Source organism: Flavobacterium sp. FlaQc-49, from assembly GCF_044005985.1.
Classification (GTDB): Bacteria; Bacteroidota; Bacteroidia; order Flavobacteriales; family Flavobacteriaceae; genus Flavobacterium; species Flavobacterium cupriresistens.
The window spans coordinates 581,499-603,058 of the sequence record NZ_JBIPCS010000002.1 but is presented as its reverse complement, the minus strand read 5'-3'; the positions used below and the strand labels follow the sequence as shown (position 1 = coordinate 603,058).

Below are 21,560 nucleotides of genomic sequence, written 5' to 3'. Positions count from 1 at the left end.
TTTAAATTTAATTGTTTATTTAGAAGTAGAGGAAATGACATTCCAAAAGGTTACAAAAAAATGAAAAATAACCAAATATTTTTATCGCCAAAAAAAATCATTCCATTCCTCGTTATTTAATTCACGGGAAAAATCTTTTAAGTTCAATATAATTTGATTTGATGGTACAATATTTCTGATTGAAGTAAAAATATTTTTCTCTTCCAAGCGTATTAATATCTCCAGATCTTCTTCAATTCGGCTTAATGACTTTTCGATTTCAATATTTTTTGTAAAATGTTTTTTTAATCGTCGATGTAGCGTTAAGCTTTTTTTTACTAATTGATTTTCCAGTCCTAATAGTGGAAAAATATATTCTTTTTCTATTTCGAAATGCAATGCTAATTCATTGCTATAATACCAATCTGCATAATTTTTAATCCTTTCAGGAACAATTTTCTGTCTAATTCCTTCACGAATTGCTCGGCATAACTCTAATGACAGCTGATTATCTCTATGTAACGAACTAAGTAATGTTTCTAAGTTTTTTAGATTTTCTTCCTTTATTAGTTTTTTTTCTAAATTCATTATTATTTAAAGTAAAGAGTGACAGATAATAAATTCTATGGAATTTATAAATCCCTAAAGCTACTATCGTTCTTGTTTTTCTATTTCCTGCGAATCAATTTCTAATAACATTGAGCAACTTATTATAATCAATCCTTTGATACAATGTTTTTTCGAGTAAAAGCCATAAAGGATAGCGTCTAATTTAGGGTCGGGATCCCAAAAATGGTAAGCATAATTAACCACAATCTCATTGTAATTAATTTTGCAATTATGATTTCTGGCATTTATAATTTTTTTTTTAGCTATAAAGCTTATATTATATCCTTGACATATTAGACCTTCTAAAGCTTCTGTCAAATTTGTATATGGGTTCATTTTTTATCAGATTTTCATGTCTTTAATATTATATGTAAAGTTTATTTGAATGTATCCTAAAGATAATCATTTAAGCTGTATTGGTTTTTAGCGATATTACAAAGTGGCTAGTGTAAGCAAACATTTGACCCGATAGATTAAAGAGTAAAAATTTATCAGTTAAAAAATTAAACTCTGTAGGATTGGCAGCTTTTCTTCTAGATCTGCGATCATAACCAGAACTATTTTTGAAAATCCAGCACTTTGCATCGTTCTAGACAAACTTGAAGTTTGTATTACTTTTGATTTAATTTTAGAATGCAGGCTTAAGGGTCTTAAAAAGAAATAGTCATAAAGCAAATTATAATTATAATCAGGGTCCAATTTTATTTGTTGTATTTGTTCACCATATAAAGCTAATCTGTCTGCTAAAAGTTTTTCCAGATCTTTAATTTGATTCATTAAATTATGATTCTCAAGATAAAAAATCAATAAGGCAAACAATTGATCCCATAATTCATTCTGTTGCTTGCTGTCACTTTTCTGGAGCGCCACTACACAATTAAAAAAGAGCACTTCAAAAGACCCTTTCTGGCTGATTTTTTGAAAATCATTTATTTTTTCTACCTCGGAAAAAGCAATAACAAATAAAGATTGCGCGACATTGTAAGGAGAATAACCATTTGACAAAATAATTCTCTGTATGGAATGGTTACTTTTATCAACTAATCTTTTTAATATTTGATGATCAAAACCACTATTATTTAAATTTTTAAGATCATTTAGTATATGATTAAAAATGAGGTATTGATTTATGTTATCTAAAAAAATCCATTCTTTTTTTTGACTTGTGTTTTCGATAGTGCTAGATTCTATAATGACGGAAATTATACCGGAGTATTGGGCAAGAAAAATGGCAATAGAACCTCTAATATTCGAAGAGAATAACGTTATTTCATCATTACTGCCATTTTCGACGACTAGTTTTTTATCTAACTTTAGCAATAAGTGGATTAGTATAGAAAACTTTGAGGTTACTTGTGACTTTTTTTTTCTAACGGTATTATAAATGATGCAAGAAAGTATAGTTAAAAAGCCAATACTGTAGATAGTCCACATGATAATAAATTTAAGATTATAATTTGAGGTCAATTAATTTTAAAATGGTGAAGGCTGATTTTTAGACAGCGTTAACACGGTACGGTTTATATAGGGAAATAAAGCAATGACAATAAGGGATATAATAATAACTGCACAAATCATCTCATAATAATCAACAGCGTATCTGATATGATTTTGGGCATTAATTGTATTAATTAATACCTTATTAGTTGCTTTTGCAGCATAAGCGGATGTTGCTCCGTCCTGGATCAATATGTTTTTAATATTACTTACAGATTGCAGGGCGACAGGGTTAAGATTGGAAATTTTATCCTGAAAAGTATTAAAGTGTTTGCTTTTAGCATATAAGTCAAAGTAATTCATTAAACCGATACTAACATAAAAACCTAAGCATCTCATAAACAAACACATTCCTGCTGATGTTACACTTAACCTTTCGGGCACCGAGGAGACCATAAAAATTATAGAAGGTGTCATTAAGGTCCCAACACCTAATCCCTGAATCAAAAGTGGTATATAAAAGTTATTCTCATTGGCTTGCGTGGTAAAAAGAAAGATCATCCACGCATGATACAATAACAATAAAGAGAAACCATAGATCCATAACAAACGTATCGGACGATGCTGCAGAACAAAAACACCTGAAATAATTACACCAATTATGATTCCAAAAACATTAATTAACGTGATCTGACCAACATGAATCGGATCTAACTTTAAAACAGTCAAAAAGTAGGTTGTGGTTATTGAAAAAGCAAAACGACAGACATAAAAAATGACAATTATCAACGCTCCAATTTTAAAATTCCTATATTTAAAAACCTCTAAATCGAAATAAGGGCGTTTTAACCTGGATTGTCTAAGAATGAAAAGTCCACCAAAAATGAAGATCGATATTACACTCCAAAAAATACGCTGATCCTCCAGCCAATAATATTCTTGACCATAAACCATTATATAACCTATAAGGCAAATTGAAATGGCATAAAATGTAAAACTAGCCCAATCCAATTGATATAAAGGAAATTTAACGTCCAGCCTGACATTGTTCATAAATAAGAGCAGTGCTATAAGGCTGGGCAAATACGAAAACATTGCACATTTATATACTATATTAAAATCAAATGAATCAATGATTTCAGCAGTTATAAAATTATTAAATGGAATCATGCAAACCAGCATTCCAAAAAATATAGAGTACCCTATAACACGTGCCCGTTCTGTTCTTAAACGCGCATAAATAAGTGCTAATGATAAATTCACAGTCATTGTAAAGGCCATTCCCTGAATAAATCGGAAAATAAATAAAACAGTTATCTCTTTTGTACTATAGCAGATATAGGAGCTTATTATCTGAATAATTGTTATTACGATAAAGTATTCTTTTGCTGCCAGAAATTTAAAAAATCGCCTTTCCAGAGAAAAAAAACTAACATAACCAGCATAAAATAAAGAGACTGAAAAATAGACATCATAGGTTTCACTTCCTGTGTTCCCTGCTGCGGCATTGATATTTGCCATGGGCAAAAAAAACAAAACCAAACTAGGGAGCAATACAATAAAGAGCGTTATTTTAATCAACCACTCCGGAACCCACTTTTTAAATAAAAAACCTTTTGGAAGCATTTTAGTTTTGTTTTTTAGCAATTGAAACATTTACATTCATTCCTGCTTTCAGTAAATCAGCTTCGTTTTTGGGATTTGTAACGCGGATTCTAACAGGAACACGCTGCACAATTTTCACATAATTGCCTGTTGAATTATCGGGAGGCAACAGCGAAAAACTAGAACCTGTAGCTGGCGAAAAAGATATAATTACTCCTTTAAACTTTTTATCCGGATACGCATCAGCTATGAAACAAGCAGTGTCCCCTAATTTCATACATCCTATTTGTGTCTCCTTATAATTCGCAACCACCCATTTATCTGTTTCTGCATTGACGATATAAGCCAATACCTGTCCTGCATCAATCATCTGACCTTTTTCAACAGTTCTTCTTCCCATAAAACCATCATATGATGCAGTAACGGCAGTATAAGTAACATCCAGTTTATGACGATCCAGCAATGCCTCAAGTCGCGCAATTTCAGCCATTACAACTGCTTCTTGCGATTTTGCGTCATTTATTTCAGATAAGGATGCCTGATATTTATCAGTAGTGGCCTGCGATTCGGCTAAAGCTATATTGTAGGCCGCTTCAATAGTTTCTAATTTTTGAGCTGTGGCTGATTCTGCCTGCACTAATTTTTTATATCGAGTATAGTCTAAATCTTCTTTCCTTAATTCGGCTTTTGCCACATTGATTTTTGACAAATTTACTTTTGCTATTTTATTAAGAGTTGCCACTTTGCTTTGCCAAACTTCAAGCTGGGCTTTTGCGTTTAAAAGTGCAGCTTCTGTTTGCTGTTGCTGAATATAATATTCCCTGCTGTCGATAATCAAAATGGTATCTCCTTTTTTTACAGGCTGGTTTTCTTCAAATTTAATTTCTGTAATAAAACCTCCAGCTCTGGAAATTACCGGATTTATATATTCCTGAACCTGTGCATCATTTGTTTTTTCATTTTGGTAAATGTCCCATAAAGATACAATGCCCCAAATACTTAAAATAAAGGTTATCACTATTGCAATCCAACCTGTTATTTTGGTTATTAATTTGTCTGTAACGGTATACGTGTTTCTGTTTTTCATTTTTATAGTGTTCCTAAAACATTTTGAAGTTGATAGTATTGAATTTGTGCTGCTATTTTTGTTGAAGCGAAATCAAATCTGCTTTGCAATAATTGAATATCTGCATCTAAAAGATCAGTAATAAGTGCCGCTTGATTAAAGTAGTTTTGCTTTACAATTCTTGCATTCTCGGTTGATTGCGCCACATCATACCTTGCTACATCAATTTTAATGAGAGATTCTTTAAAACGCAGATAGTTTTCATAAACTTGTTGTCGAATTTTATCATCGATATGGTGGTGCTCCACTTCTTCTTTCTCTAAATTTAATTGGGCTACCTTTACTTTTGGCCTGTTGATATAAAGCTCTGATATTGGTATTGAAGCCCTAACACCAAAAATCCCGAGGGTGTAGTTACTAGGAGAATATGGATAAAGGAAAATTTGGGGATTGGCAAGATAAAATTCACCATACATTCCAATTTTTGGTTTTACATTGGCTTTAGTACTTTTGAGTTCTATTTTCCTTAAATCTACTGTCTTTTCTGAAATATGATAATCATATGATTTTTTCTGAGCTACTTCTAAGTAGCTTTCATATGATTGCAATTCAAATAATGCAGGATCTAATTCCTGGTAAGGATTCACCAGTTCCAAATCAGGTAGCCCAATTAAAATGTTGAGTTTTTGATTTGCAATAGCAATATCATTTTCGATTTTAACAAGCATCATTTTTTGATTAGATAATTTGAGTTCTACTCGCAGTACGTCGCTCTTTAATATCACACCATTTTTATAAAGAGCCTTAATTTCCAACAGCTGTTTTTCCTGATTGGCGATATCTTTGATCATGAGTTCTTTAAAAATATGGCTTCGTTGTAAACTCAAATAATAAACAGCTCCTTGCAATTTAATTTCAGAAACCGTCATATCCTTTTGCACTTTGGCAATATCAGATAGTGTTTTTTTCTTATCTATTTTTAAGTTTAATTTATTTCCATTGTAAATATTCAGGTACATATCTGTACTGACTTTATATAGCCAATGAATCACCTCATGCTGGGTCGGTTTACTGAAAAGGCCGTTTTCATATACAGGAATATTTGTGGCATATTCATAATTACCTTTTAAAGTAATTTCAGGAAGCCGCTCAATTTTGATTTCTGAAATTTCTTCTTCAGCGATGGTTGACTCTAAAGTATTCAAATGAATTTTTCTACTGTTATCAATAACGTTTGCCCACATTTGATCTATTGATAAGGGCTTTGATTCGGCGTTTGGAATCAATTTGTTTTGCGCGAAGAGGAAAGAGGTTTGCAGGGTTAAAAGTAGGTAAATTAGTTTCTTTGATTTATCGATAAACATTTTAATTATATTTTTAGACCACAAAGATATAATCCAATTGGCCCTTCGTATTTATGTAAAATAGACGATTATTTAATCATTCCGGTCAATGTTAATTTTAACTTAAATATGACAGTAAACTTCTTTTATTTTTGTTCAGAGAAATTAATGATTTGCAAAATTACCCCAGTTACAAATTGCGTTTCGTATCTTTGATTTAACCCGTATAAACAATAAAAATATGAGCTTAATTGCTGCCTTACCTGAGATTGACAACTTATCATCTTCTGTTTTTGTGATGCATGAGCGATTTGAAAAATTCATTCCGCACCATAGTCATACTAAAGGACAATTATCATATGTCGAAGGGGGGCTAGCTTATCTGCAGATAAATGACCGTCACTATGTAATTCCTGCACGTCATTATTTCTGGGTACCACAAGGCTTAACACATATCTTAAAAATTGGACATTCAGGAACGGTTTTGCGTTCTTTGTTTTTTTATACCCATGATGATGACAAACATCCTTTTTATTCAGAGGTAGGGATTTATCCTATTAATGAACTTCTCATGGAAATGATCAAATATTCAGAAACCTGGGATGGACATATACTCCCTGGAGAGAGTCGTTACCTTTTTTTATCTGTTATTAAGAATATTCTCCCTGAAATAAGTGCCAAAAGATTACCAATTGCATTGCCTTTTACCGAAAACGAGCGTATGCAACCCATCTTAGAATGGATTCAAAACAATATATCGGCTACTCATTCCCTGCGTAGCGTAGGAAGTCAGTTCGGACTGAGTGAAAGGACTTTATCGCGTTTGTTTCAGTCTACTTTAAATACTTCTTTTTTGCAATACCTGAAACTACTCCGAATGGTCAAAGCCATTGAATTAATGCTGCAAACGGACTTATCTATGAGTGAAATTGGATATTCTGTAGGTTATGGCAGTTTACCTGCTTTTAGTAATACTTTTTACCATCTAACCAATTTTAGACCATCCGAATTTAAAAAGAATTTTTAAGATGAAAACGATAATTATAAAAAGAATCTATGACAACAAATCCTTTGATGGATCTTATCGGATTTTGGTCGATAGATTATGGCCACGTGGAATAAGAAAAATAGATTTGCAAATTGAAGAGTGGAACAAGGAAGTTGCCCCTTCTGTTGCATTAAGAAAATGGTTTGATCACAAAAAAGAGCGCTTTGAAGAATTTTCTAAATTATATATTCATGAATTAATGGCAAAAACCGATGAAGTAAACCGATTGAAAATTATTGCAAAAACTGAAGATCTAACTTTATTATACGCAGCAAAAGATCCTGAAATAAATCATGCCATAATTTTAAAGGATTATTTATCGAATTAAAAAAGTATGTACCAAAAGATATTTCTTTAAATAAGCGATAGAACTAACTTTAAACATAACCTATTTTGAGTCTAACTAGAAAAATAATACGCTTTACTGTTATTGAAAATAACAGTAAGCAGCATATTGAAACCTATGTGGGTGAATATCCAAATTTAATGCTTCTGTTGCGGGACAGGCTCTATTTATATAGTTTTGGTGAATGTCAGGGAGTGGGAAGATGTGCAACCTGCATTGTAAAAACAAGAGCAATAAAAGGAAATTCAATTATAAAAGAAAGAAATGAACCCTCCACTTTATCCAAAATGGGATATACAGATGCGGATATTCGGCTTTCATGCCAACTATTTATCACAACTGATTTAGAGGAATCTGAAATTGAAGTTCTTGAAATTTAGCCGTAAAAAAAAATCAGTAGCTGTAAAAAATTGATAATTAACTTTTAATTACAAATGTAAAACAACTAACCTTTTTAATTTAAATTATGAGAGCTAATTTGGGTGATTAATTTGGATTACTTAGTTTTACTTTTATAGATGGAAAGATACTAAAAAAAATAAACCCTGCATTTGCAGGGTTTAAAACTAATTCAAATTAATAGACCCGGGTCCAAATTCTTCATAAAAAATATTTGATTTGCTTACATTAAAATTGATTAACGAATCATAATGTGTTTTAATAAACATTTCGGGGCCGCAGATGTAGTAGTGCGCATCTTCTAATAAAATAGCCTCCTTACATTTATTTAAATCTACCCTGCCTTTGATAATAGTACTATCACTTTGGTCATCAACATCCTCATTAAATAAATAGGTATCCAGCCAGTCAGCTTCTTCTTGAATTAAGTTAACATCTTCTTTAAAAGCATGAACAGAGGCATTTCTGCAGCCGTGTACCCATACCGTCTTATTCTTATGGGTATCTCTGTTTGTTTCAAGCATACTCAGCATAGGAGTTACTCCAACCCCTCCACTTATTAAGACGATTGGAGTTCCGGCAGTCCTTAAAGAAAAAATACCTGCGGGATTGGATAAATTTATAGTATTTCCAACTTGCATTTCGTGTAAAGTATTGGAAACCATTCCTGCAGGATTATTTAGAATAGCACTTTCTTTTTTTACAGATATCCTATAGAATTCAGAATTTGGTACAGTAGATAGGCTATATTGCCTTGGTTGCAGCAATTCAATTTCCTTAACATATACCTGGACGCTCACATATTGTCCCGCCTTATAATTAGCGATTTTTTTGCCATCTGTTGGATAAAGAAAAAATGACTTTATTTCTTTAGATTCCTCAGAAATCTTTCCAATAGTAAAATTTCTCCAGCCGTTCCAACCTCCCTCTTTTTCCAGATTAGCTAAATACATTTCTTTTTCAATATTTACCATAATATCAGCTAATTGATTATAAGCTATTGTCCACGCTTCAAGTAGCTCATCAGTAGCTGCATCACCCAATACCTCTTTAATTGAAGCTATTAAATGCTCACCCACAATTGAATACTGTTCCGGTTTTATGCTCAAACTAACATGCTTGTTACCAATCCCTTTTAAAACATTAAGCAGTACGGATGGATTATCTATATTTGCTGCATAGGCTAAAACAGCTCCTGCCAATGCTTCTTTTTGTCTCCCATTAGCTTGGTTTCCCATATTAAAAACTTCTTTTAATTCAGGGTGTTGTCCCAGCATTCTTTTATAAAAATGTTCTGTAAGGATTGCTCCGGCTGATTGTAATATTGGAACGGTCGCTTTTATTAACTCTTTTTGTCTAAGATTCATTTTTTTATCTATTTAAAATTTATTTGTAAAATAAGAAGCATTTGTTAGCTCTAATGCTTTCTATGCATCAAACTCTCGCATTTTTATTGTTTGAATTTTTTATTTTTAACTACATCTACAAAATTAGGATATGGTTATATACCAATTTTATGACATAGATCATAAAAGTAAATTATCGGAATATTTTTCGATCCTTGATTTTAAGTCCACCCTTTTTCTCGAGTGTTTTTATAGCTCTAATTACTGTTTCGACTCTTAATCCAGTAAGATCTGCAATTTGTTGGCGTGTTAGCGACACTTTATATTTGACATCGGATGGTATTCCAATTTCTTCCTTAAAATAATCAATTAGCTTTATAATTCGATGTTCAGCATCTTGAGAAGATAGCTCCGATGCCATAATCGACTTATAATATAATCGCTGGGAAAGTACCGTACTAACAGCGAGATTTATCTCAGGATTTGCCATAAGTAATCTAAAAAAAGCTTCTTTGTGGATGATGTATACTGTTGTATAAGAGATAGCCACAGCATTTGATGGATAGGGTTTATTAATGAACAAAGGAGGTTCTCCAAAAGTATTGCCTATAGAGAATATTCCTTGTATAAATTCCTTGCCTTCATCATTAAAATTATTCATCTTAACGCTGCCCGCCAGGATTTGATAAAAAAATTTTGGTAAATCACCTTCGCAAAAGACAAACTGACCTTTTGTATAAGTCATCTTGCAAGCGCCAAATTTTAGCAATATATCTTCTTTTATCATGTATAAATTATGGTTAAATATTGGATAGTTATTATGCAATGTGACCTGCCAATCCATTAAAAAGTAAATATCTATTCTATTATTTGAATATCTAAAAAAAACAAACTAGCTTTTGTTTTACATGCTTGATAAGTACCCAAAGCTTTAGACTTACTTTTAGTTTTTCTATGCCCTTAAAGTCTTTTTAGTAAAATAATTATAAAAATAGAAAATTGATGATTTTAACAAACTTAGATGAACTTAACCTATGAAGCAATTAAACAATATGAAATGGCTCGAATGATTAAACATTAGACTGGTATGCAACAAATAGCAAGAAGGATGCTCATAGTTGTTTTTGATTTTCCATACACAGATTGTGAGACAGTAGCAGAATGGATAATGAGTCGCAGTTTTAATTTTTAATAATATTTGGCTAAACTCGTTCTTCAATCTCATATGTCAATAAATGAGATGTACCCATACGTTAAGATATTAATGAATTCGATTTGCTTTTATTGATCGATAAATACACAAGATATTAAAAGTTTGGAAAAAATAGGAATTGAACTCGGAGGTGATTTTAATCCCTCCCCGTTTCGTCAAGAAATTTTAAATGCTACTAACCAAGGAACCCAGGCGGGAGTTAGCTCGAATAAAGAAAAGCCACCAATTGTAAAGTGCGATTTTTCCACGAACAAAATGTAAAAATATTTTTCACTTTTGTATCAATATCATCTTGAAACTTAGTTTTAATATGAGTAATTATGAACTGCATAAAACCCTCTAAAAAAAAGAGGCGCCTATTGGTCCATTTACGAAATTGATTAGCCTCATATTTGGATAAATAACCTTTATGCCTTGGCATTAATATACTTAAAGTTGTAATGAATCTATTTGCCGAGTTTTTTTTAACATTTACTATATAGATAAAATAGATTATTTAAGTTTTTAAGTTCGTTTATGATTTAGGTTATATTTTCATGATACATAAGTGGGCTAAATTTGCCAATAAAAATAGATATCATGAAAATTTATAACGAAACATTTGAAAACTTTAGTAATAATTATACTGTTTCTGCTACTATGGCAGTAATTGGACAAAGCTGTCTTGGAGCAGTTGCAGCTATATGTGTACTTTCTAATGGAACTTCAGTGGTACAGATGGTACAGTTGACCATTATTGTCTTTGCAAATATGTTTGCAAATACTTCAATTATAGCACAAATGAGCCATAAAACTGTTTTTAATACTATTATAAGCACAGTGCTTTTTAGCTTATTATTTATAATTATCAATAACATTTAATTTAGAGATGTTAATAGAAAATAGAGCTAAGCTATATATTTTTTTCTTTCGCCTTTGTTCTTGATCCAGATACGAAGTCAGATAAAACTATATTTGATTTTTCCGGGCAGTTCAAAGTGCTATTATAGAAGACTTAGGAAAGAAATCTTCTACTGCCAAAGAACTGTATGGTTCAATGGCACTTTCAGTTAAAGAAGCCTCACAAAAAACAAAAGTCTCCGGGAATTTGTCATTTAAAAAGAGAATCGTAATTAATATGATAGGAACGCAAAATAGAGTACTGGCAGGAAACTATATAGGACAGAATTTCAGACAGGATGATGTAAAGCTCATTCAGGCAGATAACAATTTAGTACTGCGTCAAATTCTAAGCGGAAAGAAATTTGGAACCACTGGAAATGATATCATTGAGTTGAATGCGGCTCTTAAAAAACTGGGAAGGAAGACTATAGGTGTTAACTACCCACCTGATTAACTCATTACAACAAACACCACTTTTTTTAATTGGTGGTTTAAGCAAAATGATGTCTTGTCACTTGCAGCAAACTGGCTTCATGAATGGTTACATGTTTCTGGCTTTCGACATGCAGGAAACAATCCAGATGATTCGGATGTTAACTATATGGTTGGGACTTTTGTAGTTGAAACAGGAAGAGAGCCTCTTGAAATATTTGGAAAAGAATTTGCTCGTCAGCAAGGACAAGATATTTAGACGCATATCACGAAATTTACAAAATCTCTGATGAATAAGATGAAGAATTTTATAAGTTGCTAAATCTACCAATGCGATTTCGATAAATCCATTAACCAATCCATTCAAAATTTACTTTTTGTTTTAATAATGGAACAGGTTTATTAACTTCTTTTTTATCAAAATTTTATAGAACACCAATAGACAATTCTATTAATTGTGCCAATTGATCCAGAACTATATAATCTATAAAAAAGAATTACATTTTCATTTTTTTACGGTTGTTTCTATTCTGGATCCTGATGTTTTCAGCTTTCCACAAGTTATAATTAAATTTATAAAACCATTTAAAGGCAATTTGTAATTCATTTAAAATAGTTTCCATATCTTTTGATGAGTCCCAAACAGCTACAAACCTTCCAAATGAGATATTCCCTCTTTCCTTTTCAGGTAACAGCATTCCGCTAACATAGTTATGCATAATGTTTATAATGTTACTCTTATAATTGGCATTGAATTCAGGAGTAATCTCTTTTTCATAAAAAGGACCACTATCTGGTGAAAATTTAAAATCATTTTGGGTGCATATATCAAAGAATTCCGTCAGAAATTCATCTTTTAAATTTCGTATATTTTCCCAATTCGTGATGCTTACATCAAAATATAACTCTCTCTTAAATAAATCCAGACCAATCATATAATGACAATCTGTTTTGTCTGATTTAGCTGTTACTGATATTACAGCGGATGGAGACCAGTAAAATAGAAAATCATCTTTAATTTTACATAACTTAATTAGATTGTCCCAAATTTGGTAAGTAATGTTTACAAAGTTTTCATAATCACTAGGTTCCGGACTCTCCCATAATCTATTTATGCAGTCGCAGTAATCAGCTAATATTTGTTCATCCATAAAATCTTTTTTTTACTATTTGCGAAATCAATAAAACCAATATTTATATAGCCCAGTACGATATTAATCTACTTGTAATTTTTTAGTTCCTATAAAATTGTCTTTATTTCAGTTTTCTCCTTTGCCCTAACTCCATTTGGGAAACAAATCTCTTTTCCATATATGAAATAACGCTTAGTATTGTTCCATTGCCAAAATTTGGAAGCATTACTAAACAAATAACGAATAATGATTTTTCGATAATTATCTGTTTGTTTATTTAATTCATTAGTAATAATTATATCTAACGAGGTATTATTAGAATAGGGTTCAATAATTTTTTTTAACTCTGTTGATGCAATCCACCTTCTCCAAAAAGTAAAATCATTTTCGGTTCCCAAATAAAATCGCTCACAACCCCAAGCCCCTCCTTCTCTAAAATCAGAAAAATTTTCACTATAAACAAGGATAGCAATACGAAGTTTTTCTATATTCTTTTTGTTTACCAGTTCTCTAAAAATATGATATATTTTTTCGAATTCTGACAATTTGAAACCATCTTCATTATTAGGATATATAATGTGCATCCAATCAAAAAGGGGATTTATTATACCATTTAAGTAACTCTAATATTCAGCCAACCAAATTGTATTTTCAATATTTTCTCGTTCTATGCCATTTAAACAATTCGCATAAATCATTAGTTTTTGAATTTCTTCTTCCGATAAAATAGTTTTGAATTCATCAGACTGTATTTTTAAAAAGCTGATTACATCATTATGTTCATTATATTTAGCAAGTTTAATAGCTATTTCAATAAGTGTAATAATACTTTCATTCACAAAAATTTTTGCGAATATATGTATTAATTTCTGATTTTTATCTTTAAAAAAATCGACAAAAAGTAATTTAAATCGCTGATAAGAAACGAACATCTATCTAAAGCCTATAGACGTGTTTGTCGATTAATAAAGGTGTCTGAAAATAAAAATATTAAAACACACAAACATCATTAGCTATAGTGCGATTGCGTAATGAGCAATATAGCTAATGATGTTGTTCCGTTTTAAAGCGCCCCGCAATTGCCCGACCAGAGGAAGCCCAATTGCGGGGCGGCGGGCATTAGCCTACCGCTATAGGTTCTAACCTAAAAGTGCCAAGATTCAGCAAAAATCCTCTTTGGGCAGTCATGCCTTCACGAAATAATTTCCATAGTAGTGATGCCCCCATACTGGCAAGTGTGCTGTTGATAAACAAATCCTGCTTTTCGAGTGCCTCGGCAAGGGAACAGCTCGGCTCATTGTTATCAGTCTGCTCTTCGAGTAATTCCTTAAATTCGACAGTTACCATCGGAAGACTGCTCACAGTCCTGTATAGTTTGGAATCAGGCTGTTGGATTTCGTTGATTGTCGAGAGTATCGCCTGTCCTGTATTTTGGGCGTTGCCGAGGTCGAGCCAATAAAGGGATTTGTTGCGTTCAAAATCATTATTTCCATTACAGTTCTTTAAGAAATCTGCAATATCAAAACGTGCCGATACGGTATCAACACAACTAATGTAAATATTTGCTCTGCCACGATTGGGCAGGGATTTCAGATTAGCTGTTGAAAATTGCTCTGTTACGGCTTTCCAATTCGTTCCAAAAAAACGGTTGGTGCGGTTGATGAGTGCCACTGCTTTGGGAAGCCCAACCTCAGTATCTGCAAAAAGCTGTCGTCCCTGATTGGCTTTGGTAACCATATCATCATCAAATAAATTGATCTGCAATCCTGCATGACCTAAAGCGATTAGGCTGTGGTTCATTCTTGCGAGTTCAGTGAGCATCCTGCTTCCTGTTCCTCCTGCGCCAATAAGATTTACCGTTATGGGATTGGCTGGGTTTATCAGGTAATTGTGCGTAAAATGTATGGCGCTTTGTGTATTCATGATAGTAATTTTTTAAGTGTTAAACCATTTTTGATTAGGGATTTTATGGGAAACGGTTTACCGCTACCCACCAATTTCTGCCAAAGCTGTATGATGTTTCCTTTTACAGGACTTGTATTTCCAATCAGATGACTGAAATAGCTTTTAAAGAAATACTGCTCCCAAGATTGCATGAAATCTTGTAAATGACAATCTGCTTTTATATCAACTTTCACTGTGCCCATGCATACCCTTCCATCATCATATAAATTAAAAAAGGGTGCATGATACAGTGCTGTCCGTTCGTTTATTATTTTGTCTGCAACCATTGCATAGATATACAGGGTGTTTTTGGAGGCTTTCCATAATAAAGGCGGTACAAATGCTTCTGCGTTTGGGATTGCTAAACTCTCCACAAAAAACAAACTGACTTTTTGGGCAGGGGTGTACCAAATAGCAGAACCATCATGCTCGGGATTCAAATGCAGTACATTTTTTGGAAGCAGTCCTGATGGTTTTAGAAATTTACGTGTGAGTTCTTCTGAAGCATCAAGGGCACTGGCAAGCTGTGTGCTTTCTTTAAGGCTTAAGGGATGGGCGTTTATGGGACAGCCATTTTTATCCATATCATAGGCTTCCACATAAATGGATTTTTCAGCGGAGGTTTTCTGATAGACCACAAAGGCTTTTACAGGATTGTATAATGTCCCGAATTGTTGAGTTATATCTTTCATGGCATATTATTTAAAAGGGTGCATAAATCATTTAAAAGAGGAAACAGCCTGCACTCGAAATCGAGCGCTTTATTGGTTAACTCGTTTTGGGCATCATAGATTTGCAGGAGTGAAGGCTCTTCTATTTCGGAGCACTCGTTCAATTCATCATTGATTACCCGTGCAATATTCTCATAGAGCTGACCATCGGTATCTGCTATAAAAGAAATATACTGTTCCGCCCTTATAATTCCTTCTTCACTTTCAAACACCTCATTGGAGGTATTTTGAAAAATTGTACCCGAAGGATATTCGAGCATTAGTGCCAATGCTTGTTTGGCAACACTCAGGCAGTCTTTTTCGAAACTGTTATTGAATTTATAACTGCCTATGCGTTTTTCAAAAACACTCAAATGATAGGGATTGTACATTTTACGGTGCATAACATCTCCATAGAAAGAAGCCTTATTCAATTCTGAAATCATGCTGTTTCCGCTTTCAGACTCTTCATCTTCCAACTCATCCATGATCCATTCTTCCATACATTCATAGTGGTAATACAGACAACTGCTGTCTTCCCTGTAATACGGAATCCCTGCAATATGGTAGAGATAGGCAAAAACAGACAGCAGTAATTCTGCGGTTTGTTTTTGTCTGCTATCCTGTAATAGTCTGTAGAGAGGCAGTACAGGAATATAGTACAGCGTGTTGCACGTGTTGTAAATATGTTTGGTTGCTAATTTTATACTATTATCATTATCCTTCATAATTGATAATTCAATATCGCGACTCAAACTGTTTAGCTGTTTCTGAATGCCTGCGTGTGCCAATAAGATATTATATGGATAGGATTTGCCTGCCGTATCCACAACCTCAAAACCATACAGCCCAGACAGGATAGCAAGCGAAGTGAAAAAATCCTTTTCCACCTGAAATTGGTCTGGTATTTTTTTACCCATTTCAAATAAGGGCAGAAAGGAATGTCTTAAAAAACCATCGGCAAAAGGCCGAGCGGAGCGGAACTGTTCGGGTTCTTTTTTACTTCCTGCGCATCGGGAAGCCTGTTTGTGTCTTCCGCGAATTCCCCTAACTGTCTGTATAGCCTGCATAGCTTTTTGTTTTTAGGCAGTTTGATACTGCCTGTTATCGTTTGTGTTTTCATGGTTTATCCTTTTGTACCGATCTGAGCTACAAATTTGTACTGCACGGCATCGTCATTTATAACAGGTCCGTCTATGGATGCCGTTGTTAGTATGGGATAGGTCTGCGCATAAAAATTGAGTACGGCTTCGGGGCTGAACGATGGCGATGGGTCAGCGAGTTTAATCTCTACATCTTTATCCCTGAAGATAAAAATGCGCTCTAAGGAAGTGGCTGTTAACATGGGGCTGAAGTTTTAGGGTCATTGAAAAGGTCAACAGGGAATTTATCGGAAAGTTCTGCCTTGCGGGCGTGAATAATGTCCTTGTACTCGGGATAGAGGTCTGCAGGAGGTACTTTCATCCATGCTTCTTTAAATTTCCCTGCGGTTTCGAGTTCCTCTGCTTTTTTCATGGCTGATTCGTACTGTTTCTGCATTTCTGCTTTTTCTTTGCCCATTTTCAGAATGTTGTCTTTTTCCATCTGTGAACTCACTTTTGCCTGTTCCTTTTCTTTGAGGAACTGCTCCATATTGGCGAAAAGCATTGCCGTATCTTTTACAGGCTCTGTAATCGCCTGAAAAAATCCGTTGTCGAGTTCCTCTGGCGTACCTTTGAGTAGAATAGGCGGTACTTTTTTACGGGCATCATCACCAATGGTATCATTAAAGAACAGCACCGAAACAATGAGTTTTTCTGTATCTTCTTTGGTTATGTTTATTTTCCAGTTCCCTGCTACCTGCAAGGCGAGGATTGATTTAAAAAAATTGGTTTCCATTGCTTTACTGTTTAGTTTGTTGTACATTTAAATTGCTGATTTTCATTAGTTTTTCATAAAGATCCTGCCAATAGACTTGTCGTTTGCGGTCAAACTCTTCAAAGCGTTTATCGGTATGGTAAAAATTCCTGAAATAATCTGCCTGCTTTATCGCTTCGGATAAATTGGTAACCTCAAATTTTTCTCCGTTTTTATCTTCTATCTGTATCATGATATCAGGGTTTAAAAGGACAGGCAGGTTATGCCTGTCCTGATTAGCTAATTCAGAATCAAGCCGTCCGAGCCTTTATTTGCAAATTCCACACAAAGGTTAAAAGCAGACTGTGTGCGAATCTGTCCTGTACCACCCATCAAAAGGGAAGTTAATTTTGCCTCTTCATCTTTGTAATTTCTAACATTCTGAAAATATCCTGTGATTGCATTGTAAGCCCCAAAAACAGTCCCTTTGGTGGTGTCCATGAGTTGGGTCGGGTTACTCATGGCATATTCAAAAGCATTATCTACCATATTTGTAAAACAAGTGGAAAGTTCATCTTCCCTGCCATCTTGTATGGTTTTGAGTACCTCCTTGTTTGGAACAAGGGCGGACTGTATCAGTTTTTTTACCTCATTATCCGTGATACGGATTTTCGCCCAATGGTTAAAAATATTCTCCATCTGTGATGATAACATATCGGATATGCCCATTACTTTGTGTGCCTGTTCCAAGCGTTGTTTGGCATTGGAGGTATGGCGAATACGCACAGTATTCGTTTTATTGTTCATAGCGGCATTAAGGGTATTGTTACATACGATGCGTATGGGCGTGAATGCTGCGGTTATGCTTCCGCTTCCGTCATGGGAAGTGGTCAGGAAAAGATATTTTTCAATCAAATCTTCTTTACCAACCCTGATATAATCAGGCAGTTTAGCGGTTATAAAAATTCGCTCTCCTTTTCCAAGTGCCCCTGCGGTTTCGTATAGGATACCGTCACCGCCTACGATGCTGTCAAAAAAAGAAAAGGCATCCCTGTTTTGTACAATTTGGTAATCTTTGCCTACCACACCGAGTACGGCATCATTATCGGTTCGCACCGTACTGTAGTAATTTGGTACTTCTATTTTATTGTGAATAATTCCATTATCCAAAATAATCTCGTCTGAACTGGGAGTAAATAGTGTGCGTTTTTCGACCTCATAATCCAAACCTGCGTGCTTGATTGCCTGTGCACTTGTGGGGTAATCGGTAATAATCTGCCCCAAATTGTGCCATGCTTTTTGTTTAGTGCTGAAAAAACTGTGTTTTCCTGACTGCTCGTTATAATTGATATTGTGTGCCATGATATTACATTTTAAGTTATTGTGTTAAAAGGGTACGTCCTGTGCTTTTTTTGATTTCTTTTCCTTTACTGCTGAAGAGGCTTTAGTAGTCTCTGCTTTTTTGGGAAAAACCAAAATTTTAATATTGTTGGTGTGAAAGGTCAAAGTGCCTACTGCCATACCTTCACTGTTATTGTAAACATTCATGCCAATACGCCCAAAGAGCTGTACAAGAGTTCCTTTTTTAAGCCACTGTGCTGTAGCAGTATTTAACCAATAGGAGCAATTGATATAGGTTGTTACTTCTTTTACTTCGGTACTTCCTTTAGGTTTGTAATTGTCGTTGATGGCAATACTGAAATTGACCACTTGTTTGTCATTGTTCACTTTTTGAACTGATGCATCTGCTGTTAATCGTCCTGTGATTTCCATAATTTTAAAATTTAAAGATTACTACTGTTTCGTTTCTCTCTAATCCTGCTCAACAAAAATTGTTTTCAAAACGAAAAAACGGGAAAAAAGAAAGCAAGATGCCAGTGGCTTAAGGATGGATAAGTGCTATAAGTCCCGAAGGGTGGCAAGGGAGCGCCGCCATTATGCGCACGGGGCATGCTTAAGTCACTATCTTAGCTGCCCTTTTAGTCCGTTTCGAGTGAAATCATTCACTATATCATTATTAAAAGCTTCAGTATACAGCAGTTCTATTTTTATAGATGGACAAGAAACTGATACATCTATTTTATTAATCAAATTGTATTAAAGAATATTGGTTATTTTAGCCTTGAATCTTAACAAAGAATAAAATGGATGAAAACAGTTCAAATCTTATTGATGGATCTGCCGATATTTTAGAATACGGCATTGATTTTTTTACCGAAAACGAGGCTGTTAAAGATTTTCCTATTATCGGCATAGCCGTTAAGATTGGATTTGCTGTAAAATCCATCAGCGATAGAATATTTTTAAAAAAAATGGAACGTTTTCTGTTTGAATATTCAACAGTAACTTCTTTGGAAAAAAGTATCCTGCACAAAAAAATACAGCTCAGTGATACTGTTAAAAAGAAAGCTGGAGAAGCGGTAATCCTTTTATTAGACAGGTTTAGTGATTTAAACAAACCTTACTTTTTAGCCCAATGTTTTTCAGCGTATATTGAAGGCAGATTACTTTTTGACGATTTTATAAGATTAGGAAATGCAATTGACCTAAGCCACTCTTCTGACTTGTATGATTTTATAAAAACACCAAATAATCAAATGATCTTAGACAGGCTACTGCGAACCGGAATGGCGGAAATTTCTAAAAATGCTTCAGCGATGACCCAAAGCGGGTCCTCACCCATTATACTGACTACTACAAAGACTGAACTTGGCGAGAAATTTATAGAATTGTTTACTAATATCCAACACCGTTAAATTCAAAATATGAAACCGCAAGAATTATGGAAACTAAGCATCGATGACTTTAACCAATGGAGAAGAGAAAATGATTTGCTTAAACTTTTTAACTGTTTTCAGAAAAGCCTTCCACACTTTGATGAATGGCTTAAGGAATTTAACTTTACGATCGATTTTATACTAAAAACCGATAAACCTGGCGGTTTTTTTTATTGGGACACAGAAACCATATTAGTAAAATCAACAGAACAAGGATTTGATGACTATTTCTTTGTTCCTATAGAAAATGAAGCACATAATAAAAGATTAAGTGATAAATCTGAAAGTGATACTGCTATTGAGTACCGTTTTATACCTTACCTGAGATGGGCTAAAAATAAATTAGGAAAGGAGAACATTATAGAAAGCAAATACAGCAGCCAGAATACTTTCCGATTTGTTTTAACAAACGCCCCCGATGTCCCTAAAGCTTCAAATACTTTTATCGCTCCGGGAATACCTGTTTTAAAACTTGGCGGGACAAAAATTAAGGGCTGGGGTTTGACAGCAAATGTCAATTTAGATTTTGCCGATTTGGATTTCCTTCGGGTTAAAGGCCAACATCATCTCAGTACGGAAACAAATATTTTCTTTTCAAGCTGCAGGAATATAATTTTTGAAAACAGCGTAGTGAATTTCACTAATTTCTATGGGTGTCATTTTGAAAAAATTATAAGTAAAAATTCACGGTTCTATTCGACCAGGTTCTTTAACTGTGACTTATTTGGTGCGGATTTTGAAAATTCATCATTGGTAAATTTCGCAATAGACAATTGTTCTATGAGTTCTTTTTCATTTAACCGTGTTGAAGTAGATAATTTGACATACATTCCTCCAAAGAAAAATAGGTATTCAGGTGCCTCATTAACGTATGAGAACATACTTGAGAACTATAAAAGACTGAGGGTTCTTTATCAGAATAATGGTCACAGGAAAGAAGCAGGTGAAGCTTATTTTAATGAAAGACTTTATGAACTAAAGTATAACAAAAGCAGTGTAGAGTTTACAAGACCAATAAAAGTTTTATATAAAATGGGATACGATTATTCAAAACCATTGATTGTGGAAAATGTTGAAAAGGCTGGAAAAATAATAGCTGATTCTTTTTCATGTCTTCTATGGGGTTTTGGAGAACGTCCTTTTAGAACATTAATTTCTTCGGCAGTAGTTTTACTATCTTACTCAATATGCTATTTTTTCTCTGGAGTAGCCCCTGTAAACCATGATTTCTCTACTTCTATGTATCTTTCTACCATTATGTTTACTACATTGGGATTTGGAGATTTTGTACCATTCCAGAATGGTAGTTTTAAGATTTTTATGGCAACAGAGGCTTTATTTGGAGTTTTTATTTTTGGTTTATTTATTGCTGGTTATGCCAATAAATCGAAATATTAACTGATTTTCTATTTTAAGCTTATAATTATGTAAGTGGTAGTGATTTAAATGTCATTA

General features: G+C 33.7%; 27 protein-coding genes. 8 read left to right on the top strand and 19 right to left on the bottom strand.

Annotation, left to right across the window (positions count from 1 at the left end; genetic code table 11):
- Window positions 1-81: 81 nt before the first annotated feature.
- From ACHRV3_RS05850 to ACHRV3_RS05825, 6 genes are all read right to left on the bottom strand, one after another.
- Window positions 82-567 (bottom strand): hypothetical protein, encoded by a 486-nt coding sequence (locus ACHRV3_RS05850; protein ID WP_056205480.1) that lies wholly within the window; start codon window positions 565-567, stop codon window positions 82-84.
- A 63-nt stretch (window positions 568-630) separates the two neighbouring features.
- Window positions 631-924 carry a hypothetical protein gene (locus tag ACHRV3_RS05845; protein ID WP_395433618.1) on the bottom strand — a complete coding sequence of 98 codons (294 nt, stop codon included), beginning with the start codon at window positions 922-924 and terminating at the stop codon, window positions 631-633.
- 159 nt (window positions 925-1,083) lie between these two features.
- Entirely contained in the window at window positions 1,084-1,908 is an 825-nt protein-coding gene (locus ACHRV3_RS05840) for a hypothetical protein (protein WP_056205476.1), read from the bottom strand.
- A 153-nt stretch (window positions 1,909-2,061) separates the two neighbouring features.
- On the bottom strand, window positions 2,062-3,651 hold the full coding sequence (locus ACHRV3_RS05835) for an MFS transporter (RefSeq protein ID WP_395340594.1): 1,590 nt from the start codon (window positions 3,649-3,651) through the stop codon (window positions 2,062-2,064).
- A gap of 1 nt (window position 3,652) precedes the next feature.
- Window positions 3,653-4,717, bottom strand: coding sequence for an HlyD family secretion protein (locus ACHRV3_RS05830; RefSeq protein WP_395433617.1), 1,065 nt, complete (start codon window positions 4,715-4,717; stop codon window positions 3,653-3,655).
- A gap of 2 nt (window positions 4,718-4,719) precedes the next feature.
- Window positions 4,720-6,060, bottom strand: a complete 1,341-nt coding sequence (locus tag ACHRV3_RS05825; RefSeq protein WP_395433154.1) for a TolC family protein — start codon at window positions 6,058-6,060, stop codon at window positions 4,720-4,722.
- A gap of 220 nt (window positions 6,061-6,280) precedes the next feature.
- On the opposite strand from ACHRV3_RS05825, the gene ACHRV3_RS05820 reads away from it, so the two are divergent.
- From ACHRV3_RS05820 to ACHRV3_RS05810, 3 genes are all read left to right on the top strand, one after another.
- Window positions 6,281-7,066 (top strand): helix-turn-helix domain-containing protein, encoded by a 786-nt coding sequence (locus ACHRV3_RS05820; RefSeq protein ID WP_395433153.1) that lies wholly within the window; start codon window positions 6,281-6,283, stop codon window positions 7,064-7,066.
- A gap of 1 nt (window position 7,067) precedes the next feature.
- Window positions 7,068-7,415, top strand: a complete 348-nt coding sequence (locus tag ACHRV3_RS05815; RefSeq protein WP_395433152.1) for a DUF488 domain-containing protein — start codon at window positions 7,068-7,070, stop codon at window positions 7,413-7,415.
- A gap of 65 nt (window positions 7,416-7,480) precedes the next feature.
- Entirely contained in the window at window positions 7,481-7,813 is a 333-nt protein-coding gene (locus ACHRV3_RS05810) for a hypothetical protein (RefSeq protein WP_395433151.1), read from the top strand.
- A gap of 186 nt (window positions 7,814-7,999) precedes the next feature.
- Here the strand turns inward: ACHRV3_RS05810 and hmpA are convergent, their stop codons facing one another.
- Together hmpA and ACHRV3_RS05800 are read right to left on the bottom strand one after the other, a co-directional pair.
- Window positions 8,000-9,199 carry an NO-inducible flavohemoprotein gene (gene hmpA / locus ACHRV3_RS05805; protein ID WP_395433150.1) on the bottom strand — a complete coding sequence of 400 codons (1,200 nt, stop codon included), beginning with the start codon at window positions 9,197-9,199 and terminating at the stop codon, window positions 8,000-8,002.
- Window positions 9,200-9,371: 172 nt separating this feature from the next.
- Window positions 9,372-9,965, bottom strand: coding sequence for a Crp/Fnr family transcriptional regulator (locus ACHRV3_RS05800; RefSeq protein WP_395433616.1), 594 nt, complete (start codon window positions 9,963-9,965; stop codon window positions 9,372-9,374).
- Between the two features lie 1,005 nt (window positions 9,966-10,970).
- On the opposite strand from ACHRV3_RS05800, the gene ACHRV3_RS05795 reads away from it, so the two are divergent.
- From ACHRV3_RS05795 to ACHRV3_RS05785, 3 genes are all read left to right on the top strand, one after another.
- Window positions 10,971-11,252 carry a hypothetical protein gene (locus ACHRV3_RS05795; protein WP_395433148.1) on the top strand — a complete coding sequence of 94 codons (282 nt, stop codon included), beginning with the start codon at window positions 10,971-10,973 and terminating at the stop codon, window positions 11,250-11,252.
- Window positions 11,253-11,427: 175 nt separating this feature from the next.
- Complete coding sequence (locus tag ACHRV3_RS05790) at window positions 11,428-11,727, top strand: hypothetical protein (RefSeq protein ID WP_395433147.1); 300 nt, start codon at window positions 11,428-11,430, stop codon at window positions 11,725-11,727.
- Window positions 11,728-11,781: 54 nt separating this feature from the next.
- Window positions 11,782-11,964 (top strand): hypothetical protein, encoded by a 183-nt coding sequence (locus tag ACHRV3_RS05785; RefSeq protein WP_395433146.1) that lies wholly within the window; start codon window positions 11,782-11,784, stop codon window positions 11,962-11,964.
- Between the two features lie 238 nt (window positions 11,965-12,202).
- On the opposite strand, the gene ACHRV3_RS05780 is transcribed toward ACHRV3_RS05785, so the two are convergent.
- From ACHRV3_RS05780 to ACHRV3_RS05730, 11 genes are all read right to left on the bottom strand, one after another.
- A complete protein-coding gene (locus ACHRV3_RS05780; protein ID WP_395433615.1) occupies window positions 12,203-12,856 on the bottom strand; it encodes a hypothetical protein in 654 nt (217 codons plus the stop codon).
- Between the two features lie 89 nt (window positions 12,857-12,945).
- Window positions 12,946-13,383 (bottom strand): hypothetical protein, encoded by a 438-nt coding sequence (locus ACHRV3_RS05775; protein WP_395433614.1) that lies wholly within the window; start codon window positions 13,381-13,383, stop codon window positions 12,946-12,948.
- 78 nt (window positions 13,384-13,461) lie between these two features.
- Window positions 13,462-13,770: a hypothetical protein gene (locus ACHRV3_RS05770; RefSeq protein ID WP_395433613.1), complete on the bottom strand. Its 309-nt coding sequence runs from the start codon at window positions 13,768-13,770 to the stop codon at window positions 13,462-13,464.
- Window positions 13,771-13,957: 187 nt separating this feature from the next.
- A complete protein-coding gene (locus ACHRV3_RS05765; protein ID WP_395433612.1) occupies window positions 13,958-14,761 on the bottom strand; it encodes a PRTRC system ThiF family protein in 804 nt (267 codons plus the stop codon).
- Entirely contained in the window at window positions 14,758-15,474 is a 717-nt protein-coding gene (locus ACHRV3_RS05760) for a PRTRC system protein B (RefSeq protein ID WP_395433611.1), read from the bottom strand. Before ACHRV3_RS05760 ends, ACHRV3_RS05765 begins: the two co-directional genes overlap by 4 nt.
- A complete protein-coding gene (locus ACHRV3_RS05755; protein ID WP_395433610.1) occupies window positions 15,471-16,562 on the bottom strand; it encodes a hypothetical protein in 1,092 nt (363 codons plus the stop codon). Before ACHRV3_RS05755 ends, ACHRV3_RS05760 begins: the two co-directional genes overlap by 4 nt.
- Before the next feature lie 56 nt (window positions 16,563-16,618).
- Complete coding sequence (locus tag ACHRV3_RS05750) at window positions 16,619-16,837, bottom strand: PRTRC system protein C (protein WP_395433609.1); 219 nt, start codon at window positions 16,835-16,837, stop codon at window positions 16,619-16,621.
- The gene (locus ACHRV3_RS05745; protein ID WP_395433608.1) at window positions 16,831-17,370 is read right to left on the bottom strand and encodes a prtrc system protein e; all 540 of its coding nucleotides are present in this window, start codon (window positions 17,368-17,370) and stop codon (window positions 16,831-16,833) included. Before ACHRV3_RS05745 ends, ACHRV3_RS05750 begins: the two co-directional genes overlap by 7 nt.
- Before the next feature lie 4 nt (window positions 17,371-17,374).
- Window positions 17,375-17,581: a hypothetical protein gene (locus ACHRV3_RS05740; protein WP_395433607.1), complete on the bottom strand. Its 207-nt coding sequence runs from the start codon at window positions 17,579-17,581 to the stop codon at window positions 17,375-17,377.
- A gap of 47 nt (window positions 17,582-17,628) precedes the next feature.
- On the bottom strand, window positions 17,629-18,690 hold the full coding sequence (locus ACHRV3_RS05735; protein WP_395433606.1) for a DUF932 domain-containing protein: 1,062 nt from the start codon (window positions 18,688-18,690) through the stop codon (window positions 17,629-17,631).
- 24 nt (window positions 18,691-18,714) lie between these two features.
- A complete protein-coding gene (locus ACHRV3_RS05730; RefSeq protein WP_395433605.1) occupies window positions 18,715-19,101 on the bottom strand; it encodes a single-stranded DNA-binding protein in 387 nt (128 codons plus the stop codon).
- A 371-nt stretch (window positions 19,102-19,472) separates the two neighbouring features.
- On the opposite strand from ACHRV3_RS05730, the gene ACHRV3_RS05725 reads away from it, so the two are divergent.
- Both ACHRV3_RS05725 and ACHRV3_RS05720 read left to right on the top strand, forming a co-directional pair.
- The gene (locus tag ACHRV3_RS05725) at window positions 19,473-20,084 is read left to right on the top strand and encodes a hypothetical protein (protein ID WP_395433604.1); all 612 of its coding nucleotides are present in this window, start codon (window positions 19,473-19,475) and stop codon (window positions 20,082-20,084) included.
- Window positions 20,085-20,093: 9 nt separating this feature from the next.
- Window positions 20,094-21,503 (top strand): ion channel, encoded by a 1,410-nt coding sequence (locus tag ACHRV3_RS05720; protein WP_395433603.1) that lies wholly within the window; start codon window positions 20,094-20,096, stop codon window positions 21,501-21,503.
- Window positions 21,504-21,560 lie beyond the last annotated feature (57 nt).